General features: G+C 66.1%; 19 protein-coding genes. 10 read left to right on the forward strand and 9 right to left on the reverse strand.

Annotated features, from left to right (window positions below):
* The first annotated feature begins 34 nt into the window (after nucleotides 1-34).
* The 8 genes from tkt (at nucleotide 35) to G7Z99_RS17305 (ending at nucleotide 9,142) form a co-directional block, all read left to right on the forward strand.
* On the forward strand, nucleotides 35-2,032 hold the full coding sequence (gene tkt / locus G7Z99_RS17270) for a transketolase (RefSeq protein WP_181095926.1): 1,998 nt from the start codon (nucleotides 35-37) through the stop codon (nucleotides 2,030-2,032).
* A 150-nt stretch (nucleotides 2,033-2,182) separates the two neighbouring features.
* The gene (epd, locus tag G7Z99_RS17275; RefSeq protein WP_181095927.1) at nucleotides 2,183-3,262 is read left to right on the forward strand and encodes an erythrose-4-phosphate dehydrogenase; all 1,080 of its coding nucleotides are present in this window, start codon (nucleotides 2,183-2,185) and stop codon (nucleotides 3,260-3,262) included.
* Nucleotides 3,262-4,425 carry a phosphoglycerate kinase gene (locus G7Z99_RS17280; RefSeq protein ID WP_181095928.1) on the forward strand — a complete coding sequence of 388 codons (1,164 nt, stop codon included), beginning with the start codon at nucleotides 3,262-3,264 and terminating at the stop codon, nucleotides 4,423-4,425. The genes epd and G7Z99_RS17280 overlap by 1 nt, the downstream gene beginning before the upstream one ends.
* A 32-nt stretch (nucleotides 4,426-4,457) precedes the next feature.
* Entirely contained in the window at nucleotides 4,458-4,679 is a 222-nt protein-coding gene (locus G7Z99_RS17285) for a hypothetical protein (protein ID WP_181095930.1), read from the forward strand.
* Nucleotides 4,680-4,825: 146 nt separating this feature from the next.
* On the forward strand, nucleotides 4,826-5,890 hold the full coding sequence (gene fba, locus G7Z99_RS17290; protein WP_181095931.1) for a class II fructose-bisphosphate aldolase: 1,065 nt from the start codon (nucleotides 4,826-4,828) through the stop codon (nucleotides 5,888-5,890).
* 279 nt (nucleotides 5,891-6,169) lie between these two features.
* The gene (locus G7Z99_RS17295; protein WP_181095932.1) at nucleotides 6,170-8,302 is read left to right on the forward strand and encodes a putative bifunctional diguanylate cyclase/phosphodiesterase; all 2,133 of its coding nucleotides are present in this window, start codon (nucleotides 6,170-6,172) and stop codon (nucleotides 8,300-8,302) included.
* A gap of 26 nt (nucleotides 8,303-8,328) precedes the next feature.
* Nucleotides 8,329-8,829 carry a M48 metallopeptidase family protein gene (locus G7Z99_RS17300; RefSeq protein ID WP_181095933.1) on the forward strand — a complete coding sequence of 167 codons (501 nt, stop codon included), beginning with the start codon at nucleotides 8,329-8,331 and terminating at the stop codon, nucleotides 8,827-8,829.
* Nucleotides 8,830-8,848: 19 nt separating this feature from the next.
* Entirely contained in the window at nucleotides 8,849-9,142 is a 294-nt protein-coding gene (locus tag G7Z99_RS17305) for a winged helix-turn-helix domain-containing protein (protein ID WP_375139167.1), read from the forward strand.
* Nucleotides 9,143-9,153: 11 nt separating this feature from the next.
* On the opposite strand, the gene G7Z99_RS17310 is transcribed toward G7Z99_RS17305, so the two are convergent.
* The 7 genes from G7Z99_RS17310 to G7Z99_RS17340 all read right to left on the reverse strand — a co-directional run bounded on the left by G7Z99_RS17310 (nucleotide 9,154) and on the right by G7Z99_RS17340 (nucleotide 19,043).
* On the reverse strand, nucleotides 9,154-9,606 hold the full coding sequence (locus G7Z99_RS17310) for a GNAT family N-acetyltransferase (protein WP_181095935.1): 453 nt from the start codon (nucleotides 9,604-9,606) through the stop codon (nucleotides 9,154-9,156).
* Between the two features lie 68 nt (nucleotides 9,607-9,674).
* Nucleotides 9,675-11,855, reverse strand: coding sequence for a YccS family putative transporter (yccS, locus tag G7Z99_RS17315; RefSeq protein WP_181095936.1), 2,181 nt, complete (start codon nucleotides 11,853-11,855; stop codon nucleotides 9,675-9,677).
* A gap of 109 nt (nucleotides 11,856-11,964) precedes the next feature.
* Nucleotides 11,965-13,146 carry a BaiN/RdsA family NAD(P)/FAD-dependent oxidoreductase gene (locus G7Z99_RS17320; RefSeq protein ID WP_181095937.1) on the reverse strand — a complete coding sequence of 394 codons (1,182 nt, stop codon included), beginning with the start codon at nucleotides 13,144-13,146 and terminating at the stop codon, nucleotides 11,965-11,967.
* Between the two features lie 231 nt (nucleotides 13,147-13,377).
* Complete coding sequence (gene dbpA / locus G7Z99_RS17325) at nucleotides 13,378-14,715, reverse strand: ATP-dependent RNA helicase DbpA (protein WP_258197068.1); 1,338 nt, start codon at nucleotides 14,713-14,715, stop codon at nucleotides 13,378-13,380.
* 105 nt (nucleotides 14,716-14,820) lie between these two features.
* The gene (gene mdtD, locus G7Z99_RS17330) at nucleotides 14,821-16,248 is read right to left on the reverse strand and encodes a multidrug transporter subunit MdtD (protein ID WP_181095941.1); all 1,428 of its coding nucleotides are present in this window, start codon (nucleotides 16,246-16,248) and stop codon (nucleotides 14,821-14,823) included.
* A 21-nt stretch (nucleotides 16,249-16,269) separates the two neighbouring features.
* A complete protein-coding gene (locus G7Z99_RS17335; RefSeq protein ID WP_181095943.1) occupies nucleotides 16,270-17,601 on the reverse strand; it encodes a TldD/PmbA family protein in 1,332 nt (443 codons plus the stop codon).
* Nucleotides 17,601-19,043: a TldD/PmbA family protein gene (locus G7Z99_RS17340; RefSeq protein WP_181095945.1), complete on the reverse strand. Its 1,443-nt coding sequence runs from the start codon at nucleotides 19,041-19,043 to the stop codon at nucleotides 17,601-17,603. The genes G7Z99_RS17335 and G7Z99_RS17340 overlap by 1 nt, the downstream gene beginning before the upstream one ends.
* 205 nt (nucleotides 19,044-19,248) lie before the next feature.
* Here G7Z99_RS17340 and G7Z99_RS17345 point away from each other — a divergent pair, with 205 nt between their 5' ends.
* Entirely contained in the window at nucleotides 19,249-19,848 is a 600-nt protein-coding gene (locus tag G7Z99_RS17345) for a hypothetical protein (protein ID WP_181095947.1), read from the forward strand.
* A gap of 110 nt (nucleotides 19,849-19,958) precedes the next feature.
* On the opposite strand, the gene putA is transcribed toward G7Z99_RS17345, so the two are convergent.
* Entirely contained in the window at nucleotides 19,959-23,912 is a 3,954-nt protein-coding gene (putA, locus tag G7Z99_RS17350) for a trifunctional transcriptional regulator/proline dehydrogenase/L-glutamate gamma-semialdehyde dehydrogenase (RefSeq protein WP_181095949.1), read from the reverse strand.
* A 95-nt stretch (nucleotides 23,913-24,007) separates the two neighbouring features.
* Nucleotides 24,008-24,298, reverse strand: coding sequence for a hypothetical protein (locus G7Z99_RS17355; RefSeq protein WP_181095952.1), 291 nt, complete (start codon nucleotides 24,296-24,298; stop codon nucleotides 24,008-24,010).
* Between G7Z99_RS17355 and putP the strand changes: the two genes are divergently transcribed.
* Nucleotides 24,270-25,754, forward strand: coding sequence for a sodium/proline symporter PutP (gene putP, locus G7Z99_RS17360; protein ID WP_181095951.1), 1,485 nt, complete (start codon nucleotides 24,270-24,272; stop codon nucleotides 25,752-25,754). The two genes, G7Z99_RS17355 and putP, sit on opposite strands and share 29 nt — an antisense overlap.
* The last annotated feature ends 319 nt before the right edge of the window (nucleotides 25,755-26,073 follow it).

Genomic DNA, 26,073 nt, shown 5'->3' on the forward strand with positions numbered 1-26,073 from the left:
CCATCACCTTTTACAAAGCCCCAGGAGATCAGCGATGCCTAGCCGTCGTGAGCGTGCTAACGCAATTCGTGCACTCAGCATGGATGCCGTGCAAAAAGCCAACAGCGGCCACCCAGGTGCCCCGATGGGCATGGCCGATATCGCCGAGGTTCTGTGGCGTGATTACCTGAAGCACAACCCGAGCAATCCCAAGTTCGCCGACCGCGATCGCTTCGTGCTGTCGAACGGGCATGGCTCGATGCTCATCTACTCGCTGCTGCACCTGACCGGCTACGACCTGTCGATCGACGACCTCAAGGGCTTCCGCCAGCTGCACAGCCGCACCCCGGGCCACCCCGAGTACGGCTACACCGCAGGCATCGAGACCACCACCGGCCCGCTGGGTCAGGGCCTGGCCAACGCCGTGGGCTTCGCCATCGCCGAAAAGATCATGGCCGACCAGTTCAACCGTGACGGCCACGCCATCGTCGATCACCACACCTACGTGTTCATGGGCGACGGCTGCCTGATGGAAGGCATCTCCCACGAGGTGGCCTCCCTGGCCGGCACCTTGGGCCTGAACAAGCTGATCGGCTTCTACGACGACAACGGCATCTCCATCGACGGCGAAGTCCACGGCTGGTTCACCGACGACACCCCGGCGCGCTTCGAGGCCTACAACTGGCAGGTCATCCGCAACGTCGACGGCCATGACGCCGACGAGATCAAGACCGCCATCGAGACCGCTCGCAAGAGCGACCGTCCGACCCTGATCTGCTGCAAGACCACCATCGGCTTCGGCTCGCCGAACAAGCAGGGCAAGGAAGACTGCCACGGCGCGCCGCTGGGCAACGACGAAATCACCCTGACGCGTCAGGCGTTGAACTGGGCCCACGGTCCGTTCGAGATCCCAGCCGACATCTACGCCGAGTGGGACGCCAAGCAGGCCGGCGCGCAAGCCGAAGCCGACTGGAACCAGCGTTTCGACGCCTACGCCCAGGCGCACCCGGCGCTGGCTGCCGAGTTCAAGCGTCGCGTGAGCGGCGAGCTGCCGGCCGACTTCGCCGAGAAGGCCCAGGCCTACATCGCCGACGTCGCCGCCAAGGGTGAAACCATCGCCAGCCGCAAGGCCAGCCAGAACACCCTGAACGCCTTCGGCCCGCTGCTGCCGGAACTGCTGGGCGGCTCGGCCGACCTGGCCGGCTCCAACCTGACCCTGTGGAAGGGCTGCAAGGGCGTGGACGCCAAGGACGCCAGCGGCAACTACCTGTTCTACGGCGTGCGCGAGTTCGGCATGACCGCGATCATGAACGGCCTGGCCCTGCACGGTGGCCTGGTGCCTTACGGCGCGACCTTCCTGATGTTCATGGAATACGCCCGCAACGCGGTGCGCATGTCGGCCCTGATGAAGCAGCGCGTCGTCCACGTCTACACCCATGACTCCATCGGTCTGGGCGAAGACGGCCCGACCCACCAGCCGGTCGAGCAACTGACCAGCCTGCGCAGCACGCCGAACCTGGACACCTGGCGTCCGGCCGACGCCGTCGAATCGGCGGTCTGCTGGGCCCAGGCACTGCAGCGCAACGACGGCCCATCGGCGCTGATCTTCTCCCGCCAGAACCTTCAGCACCAGCAGCGCGATACCGGCCAGATCGCCGACATCGCTCGCGGTGGCTACGTCCTCAAGGACTGCGCGGGCGAACCCGAGCTGATCCTGATCGCCACCGGCTCGGAAGTCGGCCTGGCCGTTCAGGCCTACGACGCGCTGACCGAACAGGGCCGCAAGGTCCGCGTGGTGTCCATGCCCTGCACCAGCGTCTTCGACGCCCAGGACGCAGCCTACAAGCAGTCGGTCCTGCCGCTGGAAGTGGGCGCGCGCATCGCCATCGAGGCAGCGCACGCCGACTTCTGGTACAAGTACGTCGGCCTCGAAGGTCGCGTCATCGGCATGACCAGCTACGGCGAATCGGCACCGGCTGCCGCGCTGTTCGAAGAGTTCGGCTTCACCCTGGAGAACATCCTGGGGACCGCCGAAGAGCTGCTGGAAGACTGATGTGCCGATCGGGAGGGTCGATCCGGCCCTCCTCGATCCTGTGACCGGCCCCAGCGCGCGTTCGCCAGGCACCATGACGGTGCATCGGCGGGCGCGAGCCGGGGCCGATCTGCGACCGCCGTATCAACGTCATCGCCACGTGAGTCACTCATGCCCCCATCGCGCCCCTACAAGGTTGCACTCAACGGTTACGGCCGCATCGGCCGCTGTGTCCTGCGCGCCCTGGTCGAGCGAGGCGCCGACACGGGCGTCGAGATCGTCGCGCTGAACGACCTGGCCGACCAGGCCAGCCTGGAGTACCTGACCCGGTTCGACTCGACCCACGGTCGTTTCCCCGGCGAGGTCCGGGTCGACGGTGACTGCCTGCACATCAACGGCGACTGCGTGAAGGTCATGCGCAGCGCTACCCCGGAAGGGGTCGATTGGCGTGCCCTGGGCGTCGATCTGGTGCTGGAGTGCTCCGGTGCCTACCACACCCGTGCCGACGGCCAGCGGTTCCTCGATGCCGGCGCGCCGCGGGTGCTGTTCTCGCAGCCGATGTCCGGCGAGGCGGACGTGGATGCCACGGTGGTCTACGGCATCAACCAGCACGACCTGACCGGCCGCGAGCGGCTGGTGTCCAACGCGTCCTGTACCACCAACTGCGGCGTACCGCTGTTGCGGGTACTGGATCGCGCCTTCGGGATCGACTACGTCTCGATCACCACGATTCACTCGGCGATGAACGATCAACCGGTCATCGACGCCTACCACCACGATGACCTGCGCCGTACGCGCTCGGCCTTCCAGTCGGTGATCCCGGTGTCCACCGGCCTGGCGCGCGGCATCGAACGCCTGCTTCCGGAACTCACCGGACGAATTCAGGCCAAAGCCGTACGCGTGCCCACGGTGAACGTCTCGTGCCTGGACATCACCTTGCAGACGACCCGTGACACCTCGGCCGCCGAGGTCAACCAGGTGCTGCGCGAGGCTGCGCTGCACGGACCTCTGCGCGGGCTGCTGGCCTACACCGAGTTGCCGCACGCCAGTTGCGATTTCAACCATGACCCGCATTCGGCGATCGTGGATGCCAGCCAGACCCGCGTCTCGGGTCCGCGCCTGGTCAACCTGCTGGCCTGGTTCGACAACGAATGGGGCTTCGCCAACCGCATGCTCGACGTTGCAGGGCATTTCCTGCAGGTCGTCCACCAAACCGCTCCACTCGCAAACAGCTCTGAAGGATTGCATTGATGACCGTTTTGAAGATGACCGATCTCGATCTGCACGGTAAGCGCGTATTGATCCGCGAGGACCTCAACGTGCCGGTGAAGAATGGCGTGGTGACCAGCGATGCGCGCATCCAGGCGGCCCTGCCGACGATCCGCCTGGCGTTGGAGAAAGGCGCGGCGGTGATGGTCTGCTCGCACCTGGGTCGCCCGACCGAGGGCGAGTTCTCGGACGAGAACAGCCTCAAGCCGGTGGCCGAGTACCTGTCCAAGGCGCTGGGTCGTGACGTGCCGCTGGTCGCCGACTACCTGGACGGTGTCGAGGTCAAGGCCGGCGACGTGGTGCTGTTCGAGAACGTCCGCTTCAACAAGGGCGAGAAGAAGAGCACCGACGAGCTGGCGCAGCAGTATGCTGCGCTGTGCGACGTCTTCGTCATGGACGCCTTCGGCACCGCTCACCGCGCCGAGGGCTCGACCCACGGCGTCGCCAAGTTCGCCAAGGTGGCCGCGGCCGGCCCGCTGCTGGCGGCCGAGCTGGAGGCCCTGGGCAAGGCCCTGAAGGCCCCGGCCAAACCGATGGCGGCCATCGTCGCCGGTTCCAAGGTGTCCACCAAACTGGATGTGCTGAATAGCCTGAGCGCTGTCTGCGATCAGCTGATCGTAGGCGGCGGCATCGCCAATACCTTCCTGGCAGCCGCCGGTCACCCGGTGGGCAAGTCCTTGTACGAGCCTGACCTGGTCGACACGGCCAAGGCCATCGCGGCCAAGGTCAGTGTTCCGCTGCCGGTCGACGTGGTGGTCGCCAAGGCCTTCGCCGAAGATGCCGAAGCCACCGTCAAGGCCATCGCCGACGTGGCGGCCGACGACATGATCCTGGACATCGGTCCGCAGACTGCAGCCCACTTCGCCGAGCTGCTGAAGTCGTCGAAGACCGTCCTGTGGAACGGTCCTGTCGGCGTGTTCGAGTTCGACCAGTTCGGCAAGGGCACCGAAGTGCTGGCCAAGGCCATCGCGCAGAGCGACGCGTTCTCCATCGCCGGCGGCGGTGACACCCTGGCGGCCATCGACAAATACGGCGTGGCCTCGCAGATCTCCTATATTTCCACCGGCGGCGGTGCCTTCCTCGAGTTCGTCGAAGGCAAGGTGCTGCCGGCCGTGGAAATCCTGGAACAGCGGGCCAAGGCCTGAAGCGGCCAGGGGCTGAGCGGAGGAACGGGTCGATGATCAAGCGATTGCCCATCCTGGCGATGGCTGCGATGCTGGGCGCCTGCTCAGGCTCGCCAGCCCCGCAGGACGGTGAGGCACCCGCGGTGCCGAACGGTGGCTGCTATCAGTCCGAGTGGCAAGCCGAGACCGTGCCGGTGATCAACAAGCGGCTCGGCCCGACTGCCCTGGAAAAGTACGACGAAGAACACCAGCGCCTCGCGCCGGGCTGCCCGTGACCTGCGTCCGGGTGGCTGACTGAGCGGGCGCCGCAAGGCACCGTGACGGGCCGGGTCGCACGGGCGACCCTTTATTACTTGAACTGCGGCCGCCGGCAGCGGCAGGTCGCACGCACATACGACGCTTGTCGGGAGAGAGATACACCATGGCACTCATTAGCATGCGCCAGATGTTGGACCACGCCGCAGAGTTCGGTTACGGCGTGCCAGCATTCAACGTCAATAACCTCGAGCAGATGCGCGCCATCATGGAAGCGGCCGACAAGACCGATTCCCCGGTCATCGTCCAGGCCTCCGCCGGTGCACGCAAGTACGCAGGCGCGCCTTTCCTGCGTCACCTGATCCTGGCGGCGATCGAAGAATTCCCGCACATTCCGGTGTGCATGCACCAGGATCACGGCACCAGCCCTGACGTCTGCCAGCGCTCGATCCAGCTGGGCTTCAGCTCGGTGATGATGGACGGCTCGCTCAAGGAAGACGGCAAGACCCCGTCCGACTACGAGTACAACGTGCGCGTCACCCAGCAGACCGTCGCCTTCGCCCATGCCTGCGGCGTGTCGGTCGAAGGTGAGCTGGGTTGCCTGGGCAGCCTGGAAACCGGCCAGGCCGGCGAAGAAGACGGTGTCGGTGCCGAGGGCACCCTCGACCACAGCCAGATGCTGACCGACCCGGAAGAGGCCGCCGACTTCGTCAAGAAGACCCAGGTCGACGCCCTGGCGATCGCCATCGGCACCAGCCACGGCGCCTACAAGTTCACCAAACCGCCGACCGGTGACATCCTGGCGATCGATCGCATCAAGGAAATTCACAAGCGCATCCCCAACACGCACCTGGTGATGCACGGTTCGTCCTCGGTCCCGCAGGAGTGGCTGGCGATCATCAACCAGTACGGCGGTGACATCAAAGAGACCTACGGCGTGCCGGTCGAAGAGATCGTCGAAGGCATCAAGTACGGCGTGCGCAAGGTCAACATCGACACCGACCTGCGCCTGGCGTCCACCGGCGCCATCCGTCGTTACATGGCCGAGCACCCGAGCGAGTTCGACCCACGCAAGTTCTTCGCCGAAACGGTCAAGGCCATGCGTGACGTCTGCATCGCCCGTTACGAAGCCTTCGGCACCGCCGGCCATGCCTCGAAGATCAAGCCGATCTCCCTGGAAGGCATGTTCCAGCGTTACGCCAAGGGTGAGCTGGCCGCCAAGATCAACTGATCGTGCGGTGAGCCCCGTTCAGGGTGAATGAGTGCCCGTCTCGCGAGAGGCGGGCATTTTCGTTTTTGGAGGGAGTTGCACGCTACCAGCGACAAGTTGCAAGCGAGAGCGGATCTGCGAAACGCCGAGGTCTGCGTTTACGTGCAGTTACGCGTCCACCGCCAACCGTCGGCTGCCAAGGAACATTTTGTGTAGACAGCAGGCATTTCGGCCAGGTGCGAGCTAAAGTCAAGCATCGGATCCAAACGTCTGGCAGTGGTTGTGGAGTCTTGATACAGCATGGATGGCGTTCACCTTCAACCGTCGGACCGGGGGCCTGTGCTCCTGGTCGTCGACGACTATCCTGAAAACCTCGTCAGCATGCGGGCGTTGCTGGCTCGTCACGACTGGCGTGTGCTGACGGCCAGTTCTGGTCTGGAAGCCTTGGGCACCTTGCTCGAACACGAGGTGGACTTGGTCCTGCTCGACGTGCAGATGCCGGAGATGGACGGTTTCGAAGTCGCGCGCCTGATGCGCGGCAGCCAGCGCACGCGCCTGACGCCGATCATCTTCCTGACGGCCACCGAGCACTCGCAGGCCGCCATCGTGCGCGGGTATGCCAGTGGCGCGGTCGACTACCTGTTCAAGCCGTTCGACCCAGACGTGCTCAGGCCCAAGATCCAGGCCCTGCTCGAGCAACAGTGCAACCAGCGCATGCTGCAGCGCCTGACCCGCGACCTGGAGTCGGCAAGAGCGTTCAGCGCCTCGATTCTGGAACATGCTGCCGAGGGCATCCTGGTCATCCAGGCCTCGGGGGTGGTGAGCTTTGCCAACCCGGAAGTCTGCAGGCTGCTCGACACCCCGGTCGACCGTTTGCAGGGCATGCACCTGCTGGACCTGCTGCAGCTGCCCAGTGCGCTGCCTTGGGAGGAGTCCGAGCTGTTCACGGCCTATCAGCGACGTGATGTCCTGCGCCTGCACGATGCGCAGTTGCGCACCTCCAGCGGTCAGCCCGTGCCCGTGGCGCTGTCCTGTGCCCCTTTGCCTGAAGAGCAAAAGGCCATGGTCGTGACCGTGCTGGACATGTCGGTCGTGCGCAGCCTGCACGTGCAGCTGGAAAACCAGGCCATCACCGACCCGTTGACGGGGCTGCTCAACCGTCGAGGGTTTCATCAGGCAGCCGAGAGCGCGCTGATTCGTCACGAACGCTCGGAGCGCGCTCAGGCCTTGATGTACATGGACCTGGACGGGTTCAAGCGGGTCAATGACTCGCTGGGCCACGAGGCCGGCGACCGCCTGCTGTGCTGGGTCGCCGAACAGCTCAAGGACTGCCTGGGCAGCCAGGCCCTGTTGGCGCGCATGGGCGGCGACGAGTTCACCGCGTTGTTCGACGAGTTGCCCTACCTGGAGCAGGCCGGGCGTCTGGCCGAGAACGTGCTCGAGCGCTTGTCGGCGTGTCAGCAGATCGACGGGGTGGACATCTGCCTGGGGGTCAGCATCGGCATCGCCACCTACCCCGAATGCGGCGACAGCGTGCACAGCCTGATTCGCGCTGCCGATACCGCGATGTACGCGGCCAAGCAGGCCGGGCGGCAGCAGTACCGCTTCTACGACGATGAACTCAATGGTCGCGCCCGCTCACGACTCATGCTCGAGGACGGCGTGCGCACCGCCATCGAGCAACATGATTTCAGCCTGGTCTACCAACCGCAGGTGGCCTTCGCCGACGGGCGCCTGCGCGGCTTCGAGGCATTGCTGCGCTGGCGCCACCCCAGTGTCGGCGACGTGCCCCCCGGGCTGTTCATCCCGCTTCTCGAAGAGGCGCGGCTGATCAATCGGCTGGCCAGCTGGATCTACCGTCAGGGTGCAGCGCAGCGCACGGCGTGGGGCACCCGCTTTCCCGATGACCTGATCCTGGCCATCAGCCTGGGCCGTGCACAGTTCGCCATGCCAGGGCTGGCCGACGAGCTGCGGCGCGTGATCGACGACCATGGGCTCGACCCCCGGCAACTGGAGCTGGAAGTGGCCGAGACTTCGCTGATGTGCAACATCGATGCGGCCGTCAAGCAATTGCAGCGCCTGCGCGACCTGGGCGTGCGCGTCGCCCTGGACGACTTCGGCGCAGGCGACTGTTCGTTGCGCATGCTGCGCGACCTGCCCATCGATACCCTCAAGCTCGACCGACACCTGGTGGCTCGCCTGCCCGACTCGGTGGCCGACGCGGCGCTGGTGAGCAGCGTCATCGCGCTGTGCCTGGAATACGGCATCACCGTGATCGCCGAAGGCGTCGAGACGCGGGCCCAGGCGCAGTGGCTCAAGGCGCACGGCTGCCAATACGTGCAGGGGTTCCTGGTGGCACGTCCCTTGACCGCAGACGATGCGCACGATTTTCCAGAGCGGTTTTCCTGGCCGGGCTTGTGCTTGCTAGACTGACGCCTCTTTCTGCCCGATCGCCTGCCATGACCGTACTGCGCTACTTGCAAGCCTACCCACCGCACCTGCAGGAGCAGGTGCGCCAGCTCATCGCCACCGACCGGCTCGGCGACTACCTGCGCCAGCGCTACCCCGACCGGCATGCCGTGCAGAGCGACAAGGCGCTGTACGGCTATGCGCAGGACCTCAAGCAGGCCTACCTGCGCAACGCGCCCAGCCCCGACAAGGTGCTGTTCGACAACCGGCTCGACCTGACCCACCGCGCCCTCGGGCTGAACACGGCAGTTTCGCGGGTGCAGGGCGGCAAGCTCAAGGCCAAGAAGGAAATCCGCATCGCCTCGCTGTTCAAGGACGCGGCGCCGCAATTCCTGCGCATGATCGTCGTGCACGAACTGGCGCACCTGAAGGAGCGCGATCACAGCAAGGCGTTCTACCAACTGTGCCAGCACATGGAGCCGGCCTACCACCAACTGGAGTTCGACCTGAGGGTCTACCTGACCTACCAGGACGTGTCCGGTGCTGCCTGAGGAGGCCCCTGTGAGCGATGTGACGAGCAAGACCCGCAGCAGTTTCTACCGACGCCTGTACGTCGCCTGGCTGATCGACAGCCAGCAGGCGAGCAGTGTCCCGGCCCTGATGGAGGCCACCGGCATGCCCCGGCGCACGGCCCAGGACACCATCGCCGCGCTGGCCGAACTGGACATCGTCTGCACGTTCGAGCAGCAGGAAGGCGCCCGTCATCACGCCGGCCACTACCGCATCAGCGACTGGGGGGCGATCGATCGACGCTGGGTCGGCGCGCACCTGGCACAGATTCGCCAGGTGCTGGGTTATCCGTGAACGCCCGAGCGTCAGGCCTTGCGCATGCCGATGTGCGGGATGCCGTCCTCGACGTAGGGCTCGCCGACCGCTTCGAACCCCTGGCGGCCGTAGAAGCCTTGCAGGTGCGACTGGGCCGACAGGTAGACCGGCGTATGGGGCCAGCAATGCGAGGCGCACTCCAGCCCCTTGAGCAGCAGTTGCTCGCCCAGGCCACGCCCTCGCGCGCAGGCCGCCGTCAGCACGCGGCCGATCACCACATCACCGCCCTGGGACTGGGGGTCGAGCAGGCGCAGATAGGCCACCAGCTGGCCTTCTTCCCAGGCCATCAGGTGGCAGGTGTCACCGCTCAGGTCCTGGCCGTCCACTTCCTGGTAGGCGCACTGCTGCTCGACCACGAAGACCTCGACCCGCAGGCGCAGGATGGCGTACAGCTGGTCCTTGTCGAGGTCGGTGTGGTGGGTGCAGATCCATTCGAGGGACATGGCAAGGCTCCAGGGGTGGGGCGTCGATCATCGCAAATGCAGGCGACGAAGGCGACCCCATGCCGCGATCAGGTCGGCGTCGCCTTGCCCAGGTGCGCTGCCAGGGTCCGCAGGGGCGCGAGCTGCCGGCCGATCAGGGCCAGTTGGCTCTGAATCAGGCGCTGATGCTCGTCGAGGTCGTCCGGCATCTGCTCGAGGCTGCTGGCCAGGGCCTGTTCTTCCTCGCTGTGGATCGCCACCGGCTGGCGCGCCGCCAGGGCACCGGCGATCGCGTCCAGGCTGGCGGCCAGGCTGGCGCCGGCGCCATCGATCAGGTGCTCATGGACCTCGGCCGGCAGGCTGGTATCACGGTGCGCCCCCAGCCCCGACAGGTAGCTGAGCAAGGTGTGCGACAGCACCAGGAAGCGAAAGCCCAGGTCGGCTTCCTTGCGGAAGTGCCCAGGCTCCATGAGCATGTTCGCCAGGGTCGTCGACAGCGCGGCATCGGCGTTGTGGGCGTTGCGCCGGGCCAGCCGGTAGGCCAGGTCGTCGCGTTTGCCATCGGCATACTGCTGCATGATCTGGCGCAGGTATTCGCTGGCGCACGCCAGGGTATTGGCCAGCACCTTGTTCAGCTTGCGGCCCTGCCAGTCGGGCAGGAACAGGAACACCGCCAGGATCGCGATCAGGCTGCCCACCAGGGTATCGACCAGACGCGGCAGGAACAGGCCATAGCCGTCCCCGACCTGGTTGAAGCAGAACAGCACCATCAGGGTGATCGCCGCGGTCGCCAGGGTGTAGCGGGTGGTGCGGTTGACGAAGAACACCACGCCGGCGATCACCGCGAACATCGACTGTACGATCGGATTGGGGAACAGGTCGAACAGCGCCCAGCCCACCGTCAGGCCGATGGCGGTGCCGATGATCCGCTGCACCAGCTTGCGCCGGGTCGCACCGTAGTTGGGCTGGCAGACGAACAGCGTGGTGAGGATGATCCAGTAGCCCTGGGTCGGGTGGATCAGGTGCACCATGCCATAGCCGATGGACAACGCCAGCGGCAGGCGCAGGGCATGGCGAAAGACCAGGGAGGTCGGCGTCAGCTGGGTGCGCAGGCGTTTCCAGATCTCCCGCAGGCCCTGCGGCGAACGGTCGAGCAGGCTGTTGTCGGTGGCGTCGGCCAGGGTTTCGGGGTTGCTCGCCGCGTTGAGCAGGCGGTGGAGCGTGGCCAGGTTGTGCGCCAGTGCGCGCAGCGAGCGCAGTAGCCCGCGCCAGGCCGGGTTGTTCTGCTGGCGCAGGTAGTCGAGCGAGGCGTGCAGGTCGTCCAGTGCCTCGGCGAAGCCCGTATCGTCACCGAAGGGCTGACGCAGCCGGATCGACTCGGCCAGTTGCTGGCAGACGCTGCCTTGCTGGCGCAGCAGGCGCTGGCAGCGGAACATCACGTCACTGTGGAAGAAGGTCTCGGCCAGCGCATTGTAGGGGTAGTGCGAGGCGCTGACGCGCTCGTGGATGTCCTGGGCCAGGAAGTACAGCTTCAGGTAGCGGCTGACCTTGGAGTTGGGCTGGCTGTTGCCGACCCGGTGCAGGATGATTTCCTTGGCCGCGTTCAGGGTCGCCACCACCTTGCCGTTCTGCCGCGCCAGCTCCAGGCGACGCGCCTCGACATCGAGGTTGCGCACCGGCTCGAACAGGCTGGCCTTGAGCTTGATGTAGCGGCCCAGCTCCCAGAACAGCTTGGCCAGGCTCTGCTGCACCGGCTGGTTGGAGAACAGCGCCTGCCACAGCACCGAGAGCAGCCCGTACCAGGCCGCCCCGGCAACCAGCAGCGCGGGCTCGTGCCAGAAATCGCTGACCTCTCCACCGCGCTGATCGACCCCGATCATGGTGTACACCGCCAGGATCAAGGTGGCCGACGCGATGGCGCCATAACGCTCGCCCAGTGCGCCGAGCATGGTCAGGGCGAAAGCCGACAGCGCCAGCGCGATGACGAACACCCACGGGTAGGGGAACAGCAGCTCCACCGCCAGCGCGGCGATGGCGAAGCACACCAGGGTGACCAGCAACGCGCTCAGGCGCCCCTGCCAGCTGTCGTCGGTCTCGGCCAGGGCGCTGGCGATGATGCCGAGGAACAGCGGGATCAGCAGGCTCATCTCGTCCTGGTACCAGCACAGCGCCATGCTGCCGGTGAGCGCGAGGGTGACCCGGATGCTGTAGCTGAACTTGTCCTGCGCCCACAGGCGGCGCAAGGTATGGCGAAGCGAAGAAGAGGGCATGGTGGCCTGCTGGGCAAAGGTCGATGATCGCGGGTCAGGAGGGCGCTATACCCTCTTGGTCACGGGCCAGCAAGAAGCGTTCCGTGTGCCCGCGATTCTAGCGCGAAGCCTAGACCACCTGCGCGGCCGCGTAGGCCGAGGCCCAGGCCCACTGGAAGTTGAACCCGCCCAGGTGGCCGCTGACGTCCAGCACTTCGCCGATGAAGTACAACCCAGGGCTTTTCAGCGACTCCATGCTTTTGGACGACACTTCGCGCGTATCGACGCCGCCCAGGGTCACTTCGGCAGTGCGGTAGCCCTCGGTGCCTGCCGGCACCAGTTGCCAGGCCGACAGCCGCTCGGCAACCTGCGCCAGCTCGGCGGGCGTGTACTGCTTCAGCGGCTTGGAGACGAACCACTGTTCGGCCAGCAGGTGGGCGAGCTTGCGCGTGAACACCTCCGCCAGCACGGTCTTGAGCTCGGTGTTGGGGCGCTCGGCCTGCTGCTCGCGCAGCCACGCCAGTGCGTCACGATCGGGCAGCAGGTCGATCTCGACCGTGTCGCCCGCCTTCCAGAACGACGAGATCTGCAGGATGGCCGGGCCGCTGAGGCCCCGGTGCGTGAACAGCAGGTTCTCCCGGAAGCTCATGCCGTTGCAGCTGGCCGTGCAGTCCAGGGACGTGCCTGACAGTTCGCTGCAGAGTGCCTTGAGCTGGGGCTCGGTGATGATGAACGGCACCAGGGCGGCGCAGGTCGGCAGCACGGTGTGCCCGAACTGGCGTGCGACCTGGTAGCCGAAGCCAGTCGCGCCCAGGGTCGGGATCGACAGCCCGCCAGTGGCGATCACCAGCGACTGGCAGGCGAACGGCCCGGCGCTGGTCTGCAGGCGATAACCCTCTTCCAGGCGTTCGATCTGGTCGATCCGGGTGTTCATGCGCAGTTCGGCGCCGGCCTGGTCACACTCGTTCAGCAGCAGCTCGAGGATGTCGCTGGACTTGTTGTCGCAGAACAGCTGGCCCAGCTTCTTCTCGTGATAGGGCACGCCGTGCCGCGCCACCAGCTCGATGAAGTCCCATTGGGTGTAGCGCGCCAAGGCCGACTTGCAGAAGTGCGGGTTCTGCGACAGGAAGTTGGCCGGCTCGGTGTACAGGTTGGTGAAGTTGCAGCGACCGCCGCCGGACATGAGGATCTTCTTGCCGGGCTTGTTGGCGTGGTCGAGCACCAGCACCTGCCGTCCACGGTAGGCAGCGAGGTGGGCGCACATCAGGCCGGCGGCGCCGGCACCGAGGATGATGACATCGGTGGTTTGCACGGGGGGTCCTTGGTGAGGAAAAGGGTGGATATGGGGGCGGGGGTGTCTTTCGGTCCGGCAGAGGGCAAGAGGCCAGGGTGATACGGCCCCTACGGGCCCGATCGCTGGCAAGCCAGCTCCCACAAGGGGCTGGCTCGAATGCGATCAGTGCTGCGCATGCTCGTGTGGGAGCTGGCTTGCCGGCGATCGGGCCTGAAAGGCCCGCAAAGCCGACGCCTCGGGTCTTACCCCTTATACGATCCGCACTTTCAACGACCGGCCCTTGATCTTCCCGCTGTTGAGCCGCTGCAACGCCTGCTTGGCCACGCCACGCTCCACCGCCACATAGGCCTGGAAGTCGAAGATGGCGATCTTGCCCACCTGGCTGCCAGGGATCCCGGCATCGCCGGTCAACGCACCGAGAATGTCGCCCGGGCGCAGCTTGTCCTTGCGCCCGGCGGCGATCGCCAAGGTGCTCATCGGTGGCAACAGCGGCTCACCGCCCTTGCTCTTCAGGTTGTCGAGCTGCTCCCAGCGCAGGGGCTGGCGTTGCAACTGCTCGATCGCCTGGGCGCGGTGCGCCTCGGCCGGTGCCACCAGGCTCACGGCCAGGCCTTTCTCGCCTGCCCGGCCGGTGCGGCCGACCCGGTGCACGTGGATCTCGGCATCGCGCGCCAGTTCGACGTTGATCACCATGTCCAGGCCATCGATGTCCAGGCCGCGCGCAGCGACGTCGGTGGCCACCAGCACCGAGGTGCTGCGGTTGGCGAACAGCGCCAGCACCTGGTCACGGTCGCGCTGCTCCAGGTCGCCATGCAGGGCCTGAGCGACGATGCCCTTGGCCTGCAGGTGGACGACCACGTCCTCGCACTGCTGCTTGGTGAAGCAGAAGGCCACGCAGGACTGTGGCCGGAAATGCCCGAGCACGCGGGTCACCGCCTCCAGCCGCTGCGCCGCGTCGATCTCGATGAAGCGCTGCTCGATCTGGTTGTCGGCGTGCAGGCTTTCGACCTTCACCTGCTGCGGCTGGCGCATGAAGGCGGCGGCCAGTTGCTCGATGCCTGCCGGGTAGGTGGCCGAGAACAGCAGCGTCTGGCGGCGCGTGGGCGTGCGCTCGATGATGCTGGCGATGGCGTCATGGAAGCCCATGTCAAGCATGCGGTCGGCTTCGTCGAGCACCAGGGTGTTGAGGCCGCCGAGCACCAGGGTGCCCTTGTTCAGGTGCTGCTGAATTCGGCCTGGGGTACCGACGATGATGTGCGCGCCATGCTCCAGCGAGGCGATCTGCGGACCGAGCGAAACCCCGCCGCACAGGGTCAGGATCTTGATGTTGTCCTCGGCCCGCGCCAGGCGGCGCAGTTCCTTGGCGACCTGGTCGGCCAGTTCGCGCGTCGGGCACAGCACCAGCGCCTGGCAACCGAAGTAGCGCGGGTTGAGCGGGTTGAGCAGGCCGATGCCGAAAGCGGCGGTCTTGCCGCTGCCGGTCTTGGCCTGGGCGATCAGGTCCTGGCCCTTGAGAATGACGGGCAGGCTGCGCGCCTGGATGGGCGTCATCGACGCATACCCCAGGGCGTCCAGGTTGGCCAGCATGGCGGTGGACAGCGGCAGGGTGGCGAAGGCGGTGGAATCAGTGGTCACGAGACAGGCCTGAGAGCGAAAATGCCGCACAGTCTACCAGCCTCGCGACCTGTGTTTCTAAGCTTCGATCTCCGGTTCCGGACGAGGGGCACGCCTTCCGTCCGTCGGGGCCAGTTGCAGGAAGATCGCCGCCGCCAGCATCGACATCAGGCCAATGGTCAGGAAGGTCAACTGGAAGGCGCCCAGGGTGGTCTCGGCCGCATCGACGCCGCCGGCGGCAGTGAAACCGCCGAGCAGCGCACCGGCGCAGGCCACGCCCAGGCTCAGCGCCAGTTGCGCCACCACCGACAGCAGGCTGTTGCCGCTGCTGGCGTTGGCGTCGTCCAGGTCGATCAGGGTCACGGTGTTCATGGCGGTGAACTGCATCGAGTTGATCGCCCCGAGAATGCCCAGCTGGACCAGCAGCAACCCATAGGGCGTCTGCTCGTCCACCAGGGCCAGGCTCGCCAGCATCAGGCCGAGCAGCAGGGTGTTGCCGGTCAGTACGATGCGGTAGCCCAGGCGCTCGATGATCGGCCGCGCCACCGACTTGGCCAGCATCGCCGCGGCGGCCAGCGGGATCATGCTCATGCCCGCCTCGACGGGCGAATAGCCCAGTGCCACCTGCAGCAGCAACGGCACCAGGAAGGGCAGGGCGCCACTGCCCAGCCGCGCGAACAGGTTGCCGAGGATGCCGATGGCGAAGGTCCGCACGCGGAACAGCTGGGGCGAGAACAATGGGTCCGGGTCACGCCCGGCGCGCAGCCAGTAGGCCGCCAGGCAGGCCATGCCGGCGAACAGCAGCAGCATCACGCGCAGGTGCGGCAGGTGCAGCTCGCCCAGGCCTTCCATGGCGATGGTGATCAGCACCATCGCCGCGCCGAACAGCAGGAACCCCGGCCCGTCGAACGGCGTGCGTTCGGCGCCGCGCAAATCGGGGATCAGTTTCCACACCGCGTAGCACCCGAGCGCGCCGACCGGCAGGTTGAGCAGGAAGATCCAGTGCCAGCTCAGCACCTCCACCAGCCAGCCGCCGACCGTCGGGCCGAGCAAGGGGCCGAGCAGCCCGGGGATGGTGATGAAGCTCAGGATGCGCACCAGTTCCGAGCGCGGGTAGGCGCGCAGCACCACCAACCGCCCGACCGGCAGCATCAGGGCACCGCCCAGACCCTGGACCACCCGGGCGAACACCAGAAAGCCCAGGCTGTTGGCGGCCGCACAGAGCAGCGAGCCGAAGCTGAACAGCAGGATGGCGCTGAAGAAGATGCGCTTGGTGCCGAACCGGTCGGCGATCCAGCCCGAGGCCGGGATCAGCAGGGCCACCGTGAGCATGTAGGCGATGATCACCCCCTGCATGCGCAACGGGTTCTCGTCCAGCGAGGTGGCCATGGCCGGCAGCGCCGTGTTGAGGATGGTGCCGTCGAGCGACTGCATGAAGAAAGCGATGGCCACCACCCACGGAATCCAGCGGGCAGTGACCGGGTCCAGCGCGATGCGTTCGGGCATGGTGGCCTCGTCGTCAGGGGGTCACAAGGTCAGGGTCAGGGCTTTGACCAGCGCACCTGGCAGATGACTCGATCCGGTCTGCCGCTGGCCGTAGGTGCTGGTCGACAGGATCAGCTCCCGCTCGCGGGTCAGCGCCTCCAGCTGGCTGCCGAGCAGGTCGTACAGGCTGTCGTCGAAACGCATGGTGGCGACCGGCGCCTGGAGTTGCCCGTTCTCCACCCAGAATGTGGCGAAGCGCGTCAGGCCGGTCATGCGGGCGGCAGGCAGGTCGGAATAGTTGAGGTACCAGAGGTTGCTGATGTAGAGGCCGGTGCCCAGCTGCGCGAGGAGGTCCGCCTGGGCCAGGGTGCCAGGGGCGAGGCTGAGCGCACACGGCGATTCGCCACTGTCGGCGCCATTGGCCGACAGGGCGAATTCGACGGCGCTGCGGGCGCTGACCAGGCGGCCGTCCGCGCAGCCCTGGTCGATCAGGCAGACGTCCTGGCGCGGTGAGCCTTCGTCGGAAAACGCCGGGCTCAACGAACCGCTGACCTGCTCGTGCAGCGAAACCATCGGCGCCAGGTGCGCCTCGCCAGCGTACAGCCGTTGCAGGGCGCTGTTCCCGCTGGCCAGGGCTTGCGCCGAGAAGCCGCCCCAGGCCAGCAGGCCGGCGATTTCGTCCAGCGCAGCCGGGGCCAGGTAGGCGCGGTAGCGGCCGGGCGCGAGTGTCACGGTCGGGCGGCCGAGGGCTTCGAGCTGCGTGCGGCACTGATCCATGCGTGCCGCGAAGGCGTCCGGGCACCAGGTTTGCCCGGCATGGTTGGCCTTTACCGCCTGGCCATTGGCGTGGAACACGCTCCAGTCCAGGTTGAAGCTGCTCGCCTCGTGCCAGCCCAGCGCGCCGGCCGAACTGGCGAAGCCCCGGCTGATCGGCCCGGCGGCGTAGATGCCGACCAGGTCCAGCCCATCGGCTGCGTGCTGCAGCTGGCTCAAGACCGTCTCGCCGTCAGGCAAGGGGTGCACCTGTTCGCTGACGCTCTGCCAGGCGCGGGCATCCAGGCTCAGCCACGGATCTTCGGGCAACAGGGGCAAGGTCTGGCGCAGTTGCGCCAGGGCCTCGTGCAGGCGCGCGCGGTCGAGCGCCGCCTCCCCGCACAGGGTGAAGGTCAGGTGCGCCTGGCGACCTGCTTGCAGCAGGCGCAGGTTGGCCGTGGCCTGCTCGACCTGGCCTGCCTGGCGTACCTTGGCGTGGTTGAAACGGATGAACTGCGAGCACTCGGCGTCGTAGCCGAGCGTGAAGTGTTCGTCAGGGCGCAGGGCCTGGCGCAGGTCTTCGATCAAAGTGTCGAAACGATCGCGGGGGGTACGTTGCATCAGGCCTGGCCTCCGAAGACGTCGATCTGGCTGAACAGGCACGCCGGCGACGCATGGCCGACGCGGATCACCTGGTTGGGTTCGCCCTTGCCGCAATTGGGCGTGCCGAGCACCTGCCGGGTCGAGGCATCGCCCACGCCGATCAGGCTGCGCCAGAAGCGCGCGGAAATGCCCCGGTAGTTGGGGTTCTTCACCACGCCCTTGAGCTCGCCGTCTTCGATCAACTGGCCCCATTCGCAGCCGAACTGGAACTTGTTGCGTGCATCGTCGATGGACCATGACCGGTTGGTGCGCATCAGGATGCCGCGCTCCACGCCGCCGATCAGCTGGTGCAGACGCTGCGTGCCTGGCTCGATGTTGAGGTTGGCCATGCGATCGATCGGTGCGCGGTTCCAACCGCAGGCACGGCTGTTGGCCACGCCATCGAGGCCCGAACGCGCCTGCGACAGGGCGCCGCCCAATGGGCGCAGCAGCACACCCTCGCGGATCAGGAACTGTTTGCTGGCGGGCGTACCGTCGTCATCGTGGCTGTAGCTGGCCAGTTCTTCGGGCAGTGTCGGGTCGAACGTCACGTCCAGCAGGGGTGAACCGTAACGCAGGTGGCCGAAGTCCGCCGGGGTGATGAAGCTGGTGCCGGCGTAGTTGCGCTCGTCGCCGAGGATACGGTCCATCTCCAGCGGGTGGCCGATCGACTCATGGATCTGCAGGCTCATCTGGTCCGGCATCAGCAACAGGTCACGGGTGCCGCTGGGCGTATTGGGCGCCAGCAGCAGTTGCAGCGCCTCGTCGGCCACCTGCGCGCCGGCACCGATCAGGCCGCAACGCTCGACCACCTCGGCCCCGCCCTGCTGGCCGAAGTTTTCCCGGCCCAGGGTGCGGCTCTGGCTGTCGCGGCCGTCGCTGGCGGTGACGCTCATGCCGGGGAACAGAAAGCGCTGTGCCTGGCGCAGCTCGGCACCGGCGCTGTTCAGGTAGATCTGTTCCACCTCGGTGATGCCCAGGCTCGCCTGCCAGTCCACCAGGCGTTGGTCCTTCGGCACCCTGGCCGACTCGTCCGACAGCAGTCCCAGCCAATGGCTCAAGGCAGGCAGCGGGTGATCGAGGTTGGGCGAAACATGATCGTGACGCGAGGTGGGCACCGGTTGGCCGCTGAGGTCGAGCAGGCTGAAGCGCGCGATCTGCCGCGCCAGTTGTTCGGCCTGCTCGAGCGCAGCCTGCAGCCCGGCCTGGGACAGGTCGGCGGTGGCGGCATAGGCCTCCACGCCCCGAAGCCGTACGGTGAGCATGGCGCCCTCGTCGCGGCTGATGAACGGCGGCTCCACGACGTTGCGGCGCACCGACAGGCTGTGCTGGGACTGGCGCACGTGGCGCAGGGAAAACACCTCGGCCGTGCTGCGCAACGCGGCGAAACGCTGGCGCAACTGGGCGCTGGACTCGAACATGCAGACCTCCTTGGCAAGGCCGCGCGGCAGGCGCGACGCGGTGGCAGGTCTGGGAGTATGACCCAACCCGCCGTGAGGGTGGCGCGAATGCGGGGCGAGCAAGTGGCGTTTTCGGAAACTTCCTGCCTCCGTTTCGGAAGCGTAGGGCAGATTCACCTCTGGGGCGCGAGGTTGAATGAGGCTTCATTTCCAGAGGGGGCGTTCCATGTCCACAGCCAGCACACCCGACACCGTCAAGCACCTGCCCGTTACATCGGTCGATGAGCCGATGTTCTTCGTGGTCTCGCCACGCAAGCTGATCATCATGAGCATTCTGACCGCTAGCTTCTATTCGCTGTACTGGTTCTACCAGAACTGGCGCCTGTACAAGCGTCACAGCGGTGAGTCGCTCTGGCCACTGGTGCGAACGATCTTCGGGATTTTCTTCATCCATGGCCTGCTCAAGCGGGTCGACCGGCAGATCAAGCTGACGGGCAGGACCTACGGCTGGTCCCCCCTGTTGCTGACCTGCGCCATCTGGCTGCTGTGCATCGTGTATTACGCGCTGTCGATGCTCCAGGTGCTCGACCCTTCGCCACTGCGGGCAATGATAACGATCGTGCTGAGCACGGCGCTCGGGGTGTGGTGGAGCCTGACGGTTCAGCGAGCCATCAACTTCTGTGTCGGTGACCCGGAGGGCGAGAGCAACAGCGCGCTGTCGTGTGCCAATGGGGTGTGGATCCTACTGGGCCTGCTGATGTGGGCCCTTGCCTTGGCGCCGATACTGCTGACTCCCCAGGCGTCCTTCATCAGCGGCGGCTTCTGACATCCAATCGCAGACGTGTCCATGCAAGCGCTTGAGAAACGGGTCGGATGGAACGAAAAAAGCCGAAGCGACCAGGGGCCGCCTCGGCTTTCGACGTGTCGCCGTCAGTGTCAGCCGATGGTCATCAGGCTGGCGTTACCGCCTGCCGCTGCCGTGTTGACGCTGACTGCGCGCTCGATCACCAGGCGCTCCAGGGCGATCTGATGGTCGCCGCTGGACAGGCCCTGGACGCCGACGATCGCACCGGCGCGCTTGGCCACTTGCTCGCAGATCGCGCGCAGCTGGTCGGAGTCACCGTGGTGCAGCACGGCGTCGAAGGCGACGTCGTCCTTGTGCCAGTCGGCGACCAGCTTGACCTTGGCCTGCACGTCCCGCGGCAGGCGCGCCCGCAGCGAGCGACCCGGTTCGCTGTCCTCGAACAGCGCCGAGCTGCCGACGGCCAGCACGGCCGCCAGTTGCGCCTGCAGGTCCGCTTCGCTGTCGGCCAGGCACAGCACGTGCTCGCGCGGCAGGATGGTGTAGCTGTTGCGCTCGCCGGTCGGGCCGGGCAGCAGACGGTTGATGCCGGTCTGCGACTGCTGGACGAAGCTGTCGCACAAGGCGGCCAGGTCGCTCAGCTGGTTGCTGGTCGCCCAGGCCTTGTAGCCCTGCAGCGGCTGGAGCAGCTGGGCGCGGGCCGGGTTGTCCAGCGGGGTGTCGCCATCGGTGCGCTCGAAGTGGCGCGAGATGGCGTCGGCCGGACGGGTCGACAGCAGACGGAACAGGTACAGCGGGCCACCCGCTTTCGGGCCGGTGCCCGACAGGCCTTCGCCACCGAACGGCTGGACACCGACCACGGCACCGACGATGTTGCGGTTAACGTACATGTTGCCAGCGTTGACGTTCTCCACCACCTTGGCGATGGTTTCGTCGATCCGGGTATGCACGCCCAGGGTCAGGCCATAGCCGGAGGCATTGATCTGCTCGATCAGCTGGTCGAGGTTGCGGCGGTTGTAGCGCACCACGTGCAGGACCGGGCCGAAGATCTCGCGTTGCAGCTCGTCGAGGCTTTCCAGCTCGATCAGGGTCGGCATGACGAAGGTGCCACGCTTGGACTCCTCGGCATCGGCCAGGGCCATCTGGTAGATGGAGCGGCCTTTGGCACGCATGCCCTGGATGTGCTTCTCGATGCCCTGCTTGGCTTCGGCGTCGATCACCGGGCCGATGTCCACCGACAGGCGCTCGGGGTTGCCGAGGCGGCTCTGCGCCATGGCGCCCTTGAGCATTTCGATCACGCGGTCGGCAGCGTCTTCCTGAACACAGAGGACACGCAGCGCCGAGCAGCGCTGGCCGGCACTGTCGAAGGCCGACGACACCACGTCCACCACGACCTGCTCGGTCAGCGCGGAGGAGTCGACGATCATCGCGTTCTGGCCGCCGGTTTCGGCGATCAGCGGGATCGGACGGCCCTGGGCGTCCAGGCGACCGGCGACGTTGCGCTGCAGCAGGCGAGCGACTTCGGTGGAACCGGTGAACATCACGCCCTTGACGCGATCGTCACCGACCAGGCGCGCACCGACGGTTTCGCCGCGACCTGGCAGCAGTTGCAGCACGCCTTCCGGGATGCCGGCGTCCAGCAGCAGGCGCACGGCCTGGGCAGCGATCAACGGGGTCTGTTCGGCGGGCTTGGCCAGCACCGGGTTGCCCGCGGCGAGGGCTGCGGCCACCTGGCCGGAGAAGATCGCCAGGGGGAAGTTCCACGGGCTGATGCAGACCACCGGGCCGAGCGGGCGATGGGCGTCGTTGCTGAAGTCGTTGCGTGCCTGCACGGCGTAGTAGCGCAGGAAGTCCACGGCTTCACGCACTTCGGCGATGGCGTTGAGGTAGGTCTTGCCCGCCTCGCGCACCAGCAGGCCCATCAGCGGCTGGATCTCGGCTTCCATCAGGTCGGCAGCGCGTTCCAGGATGGCGGCACGTTCTGCAGGCGGCGTGGCCTGCCAGATCGGCGCAGCGCTGACGGCGCACTGGATGGCGTTGTCGGCGTCGGCGACGGTGGCCTCCTGCACATGGCCGACCACGTCACGGTGATCGGACGGGTTCAGGACCGGGGCAGCGGCTTCTTCGCTGGCGGCGCAGCCCAGCAGTGGCGCGGCTTTCCAGTCGGTGTGCGCGGTGGCCAGCAGGGCGCAGGACAGCGACGCCAGACGGTGCTCGTTGGACAGGTCGATGCCTGCCGAGTTGGCGCGCTCGGTGCCATACAGGTCACGCGGCAGCGGGATGCGTGGGTGTGGCAGGCCGATGCGGCCTTCCTGGGTACCCATGCGTTCGATGCTCAGGACCGGGTCGGCGACCAGTTCCTGGATCGACAGGGTATGGTCGGCCACGCGGTTGACGAACGAGGTGTTGGCGCCGTTTTCCAGCAGGCGACGAACCAGGTAGGCCAGCAGCGTCTCATGGGTGCCGACCGGTGCGTACACGCGGCAGGGACGGTTCAGCTTGCCATCGGCGATCTTGCCCACGACCTGCTCGTAGAGTGGCTCGCCCATGCCGTGCAGGCACTGGAACTCGTACTGGCCGGGGTAGTAGTTCTGACCGGCGATGTGGTAGATGGCCGACAGCGTGTGGGCGTTGTGGGTGGCGAACTGCGGGTAGATGGCCTCTGGGACCGCCAGCAGCTTGCGTGCGCAGGCAACGTAGGAGACGTCGGTGTAGACCTTGCGGGTATAGACCGGGTAGCCCTCGAGGCCTTCGACCTGGGCGCGCTTGATCTCGCTGTCCCAGTAGGCGCCCTTGACCAGGCGGATCATCAAGCGATGACGGCTGCGCTTGGCCAGGTCGATGACGTAGTCGATCACGTGCGGGCAGCGCTTCTGGTAGGCCTGGATGACGAAGCCGATACCGTTCCAGCCGGCCAGCTGCGGCTCGAAGCACAGGCGCTCGAGCAGGTCCAGGGACAGTTCCAGGCGGTCGGCTTCCTCGGCGTCGATGTTCAGGCCGATGTCGTACTGCTTGGCCATCAGGGTGAGCGACAGCAGGCGCGGGTACAGCTCTTCCATCACGCGCTCGTACTGGGCGCGGCTGTAGCGCGGGTGCAGTGCCGAGAGCTTGATCGAGATGCCCGGGCCTTCATAGATGCCGCGGCCATGGGAGGCCTTGCCGATCGAGTGGATGGCCTGCTCGTAGGACGCCAGGTACTTCTGTGCGTCGTGCTCGGTCAGTGCGGCCTCGCCGAGCATGTCGTAGGAGTAGCGGAACCCCTTGGATTCGAAGCGGCTGGCGTTGGCCAGGGCTTCGGCGATGGTCTCGCCGGTGACGAACTGCTCGCCCATCAGGCGCATGGCCATGTCGACACCCTTGCGGATCATCGGCTCGCCGCTCTTGCCGATGATGCGGCTGAGCGAGGACGACAGGCCCGACTCGTTGTGCGTCGAGACCAGCTTGCCGGTCAGCAGCAGGCCCCAGGTCGCGGCGTTGACGAACAGCGACGGGCTGTTGCCCAGGTGCGGCTGCCAGTTGCCGGTGCTGATCTTGTCGCGGATCAGGGCATCGCGCGTGCCTTTGTCGGGGATGCGCAGCAGGGCTTCGGCCAGGCACATCAGGGCCACGCCTTCCTGGGAGGACAGGGAGAATTCCTGCAGCAGGCCCTGCACGATGCCAGCGCGACCGCCAGCACTCTTCTGGTGACGCAGCTTGTCGGCGATGCGCACGGCAAGCTTGTTGGTGGCTTCGGCCTGTTCGGCCGACAGGCGCGCCTGCTCCAGCAGCATCGGCACCATTTCCTGCTCGGGACGACGGTAGGCGCCGGTGATGGCGGCACGCAGTACCGATTGCGGCAGGATGCTTTCGGCGAACTCGAGGAAGCACTGGTGCTCGTGGTCGGCCTGCACTTCGCCCGCGTCGTCGGCATTGGCCGAGGTCTGAGCGGTGAGTTCGGTCAGGGTGGCGCCACCCTCGAGCTTCTCGAGGTAGTTGAAGATTGCCTGCTTGATCAACCAGTGCGGCGTGCGGTCGATGGACTGCGCTGCGCTCTTGAGTCGTTCACGGGTCGGGTCGTCGAGTTTGACCCCAAGGGTGGTCGTCGCCATTTTCTTGTCCTCATTATTGCCACAGGCGTGGCTTAAGCTGGCGCCAAGATTAGCGGTCGGCCATTTCGGGTGCAACCGGGTGCAACCCAAAAAGTTCAAATCGAAGGTGCAACTCGTCCGATACCGGTTGGCACGATCGGAAAAGGTCCAAACAAGGTGCGAAGTATTCTGAAAACCAGGGTTCTTGCTCCAAAAAGGAGCAAAAAAGTAGCTTTAATCTGAAAGGCATGGCCGGGTGCAACTGTCACGTGAAAAATGGTTGCACCTCGTTCATGTTGTTGCATAGGATTCGTCGCCTGGGTGCAACCGGCTTTCTGGCCGGTCGCTGAGATAACAACAAATTGCCAGGGCACAACAATGGGCGCATTCAATCCGCTGACGATCACGTTCGTGATCTACATCGCAGTCATGGTGCTGATCGGCTTCATGGCCTATCGCTCCACCAAGAACCTTTCCGACTACATTCTCGGCGGCCGCAGCCTCGGCAGCGTGGTGACCGCCTTGTCCGCAGGCGCCTCCGACATGAGCGGCTGGTTGCTGATGGGGCTGCCAGGCGCCATCTACCTGTCCGGCCTGTCCGAGGCCTGGATCGCCATCGGCCTGACCGTCGGTGCCTACCTGAACTGGCTGTTCGTCGCCGGCCGGCTGCGCGTGCAGACCGAGCACAACGGCGATGCGCTGACGCTGCCAGACTTCTTCGCCAGCCGTTTCGAGGACCAGAGCGGGCTGCTGCGCATCATCTCGGCCATCGTGATCCTGGTGTTCTTCACCATCTATTGCGCGTCGGGCATCGTCGCCGGGGCCCGTCTGTTCGAAAGCACGTTCGGCATGCCGTATGAAACCGCCCTGTGGGCCGGTGCTGCCGCGACCATCGCCTACACCTTCATCGGTGGTTTCCTGGCGGTGAGCTGGACCGACACCGTGCAGGCCTCGCTGATGATCTTCGCACTGATCCTGACCCCGGTGATCGTGCTGATCTCCACGGGCGGGTTCGACACCACGCTCGCGGCCATCGAGCTGCAGGATCCTGCGCACTTCGACATGTTCAAGGGCGCGACCTTCGTCGGCATCGTCTCCCTGCTGGGCTGGGGCCTGGGCTACTTCGGCCAGCCGCACATCCTGGCGCGCTTCATGGCCGCCGATTCGGTCAAGTCGATCGCCAAGGCGCGTCGCATCTCCATGACCTGGATGATCCTGTGCCTGGCCGGCACCTGCGCCGTGGGCTTCTTCGGCATCGCCTACTTCTCGGCACACCCGGACCTGGCCGGCCCTGTCACCGAGAACCACGAGCGCGTGTTCATCGAGCTGGCCAAGATCCTGTTCAACCCGTGGATCGCCGGTATCCTGCTGTCGGCCATCCTGGCGGCCGTCATGAGCACCCTGAGCTGCCAGCTGCTGGTCTGCTCGAGCGCCCTGACCGAGGACTTCTACAAGGCCTTCCTGCGCAAAGGTGCGTCGCAGCGTGAGCTGGTGTGGGTCGGTCGCCTGATGGTGCTGGCCGTGGCCCTGATCGCCATCGCCCTGGCCGCCAACCCGGAAAACCGCGTGCTGGGCCTGGTCGCCTACGCCTGGGCCGGCTTCGGCGCCGCCTTCGGCCCTGTGGTGCTGATCTCGGTGCTGTGGAAGGGCATGACCCGCAACGGTGCCCTGGCGGGTATCGTGGTCGGTGCGCTGACCGTCATCCTGTGGAAGAACCTGGCCATCTCCAGCCTGTACGAGATCATTCCGGGCTTCCTGTTCGCCAGCATCGCCATCGTGCTGGTGAGCAAGCTGGGTCGTCCGACCGCCGGCATGATCGCGCGCTTCGAGAAGGCCGACGCGGCTTATCACAGCGAGAAGTAAGCGGCGGCGATTGGCTGCACGTTGCAAGTGGTGTTGGATGGGCCTGTTCCGAAAGGTTCAGGCTCATTCATCGAGGTCGCTGCCTCATGGGGCCACCTTGCGGCCGGTCCGGCACCCCAGCAGGGGCCGCTCTCACAAGACATAAATATCTTGTTGATTCTAAAAAAATAACTTCCTGGTTTTGTGGGCCCTGCGGGCCCAATCGCGGCACAGGGGCCGCTCCTTGTATCTCGACTTTTGCCTCCTTGCAGGCCAAAGTTCTCGACTGATCATCGAGGGAAGGCCATGAAGCAGAGCCGCTCCTAGGGCATCGAGCCCG

The sequence above is a fragment of the Pseudomonas entomophila genome (assembly GCF_013523165.1).
Lineage (GTDB): Bacteria > Pseudomonadota > Gammaproteobacteria > Pseudomonadales > Pseudomonadaceae > Aquipseudomonas > Aquipseudomonas entomophila_A.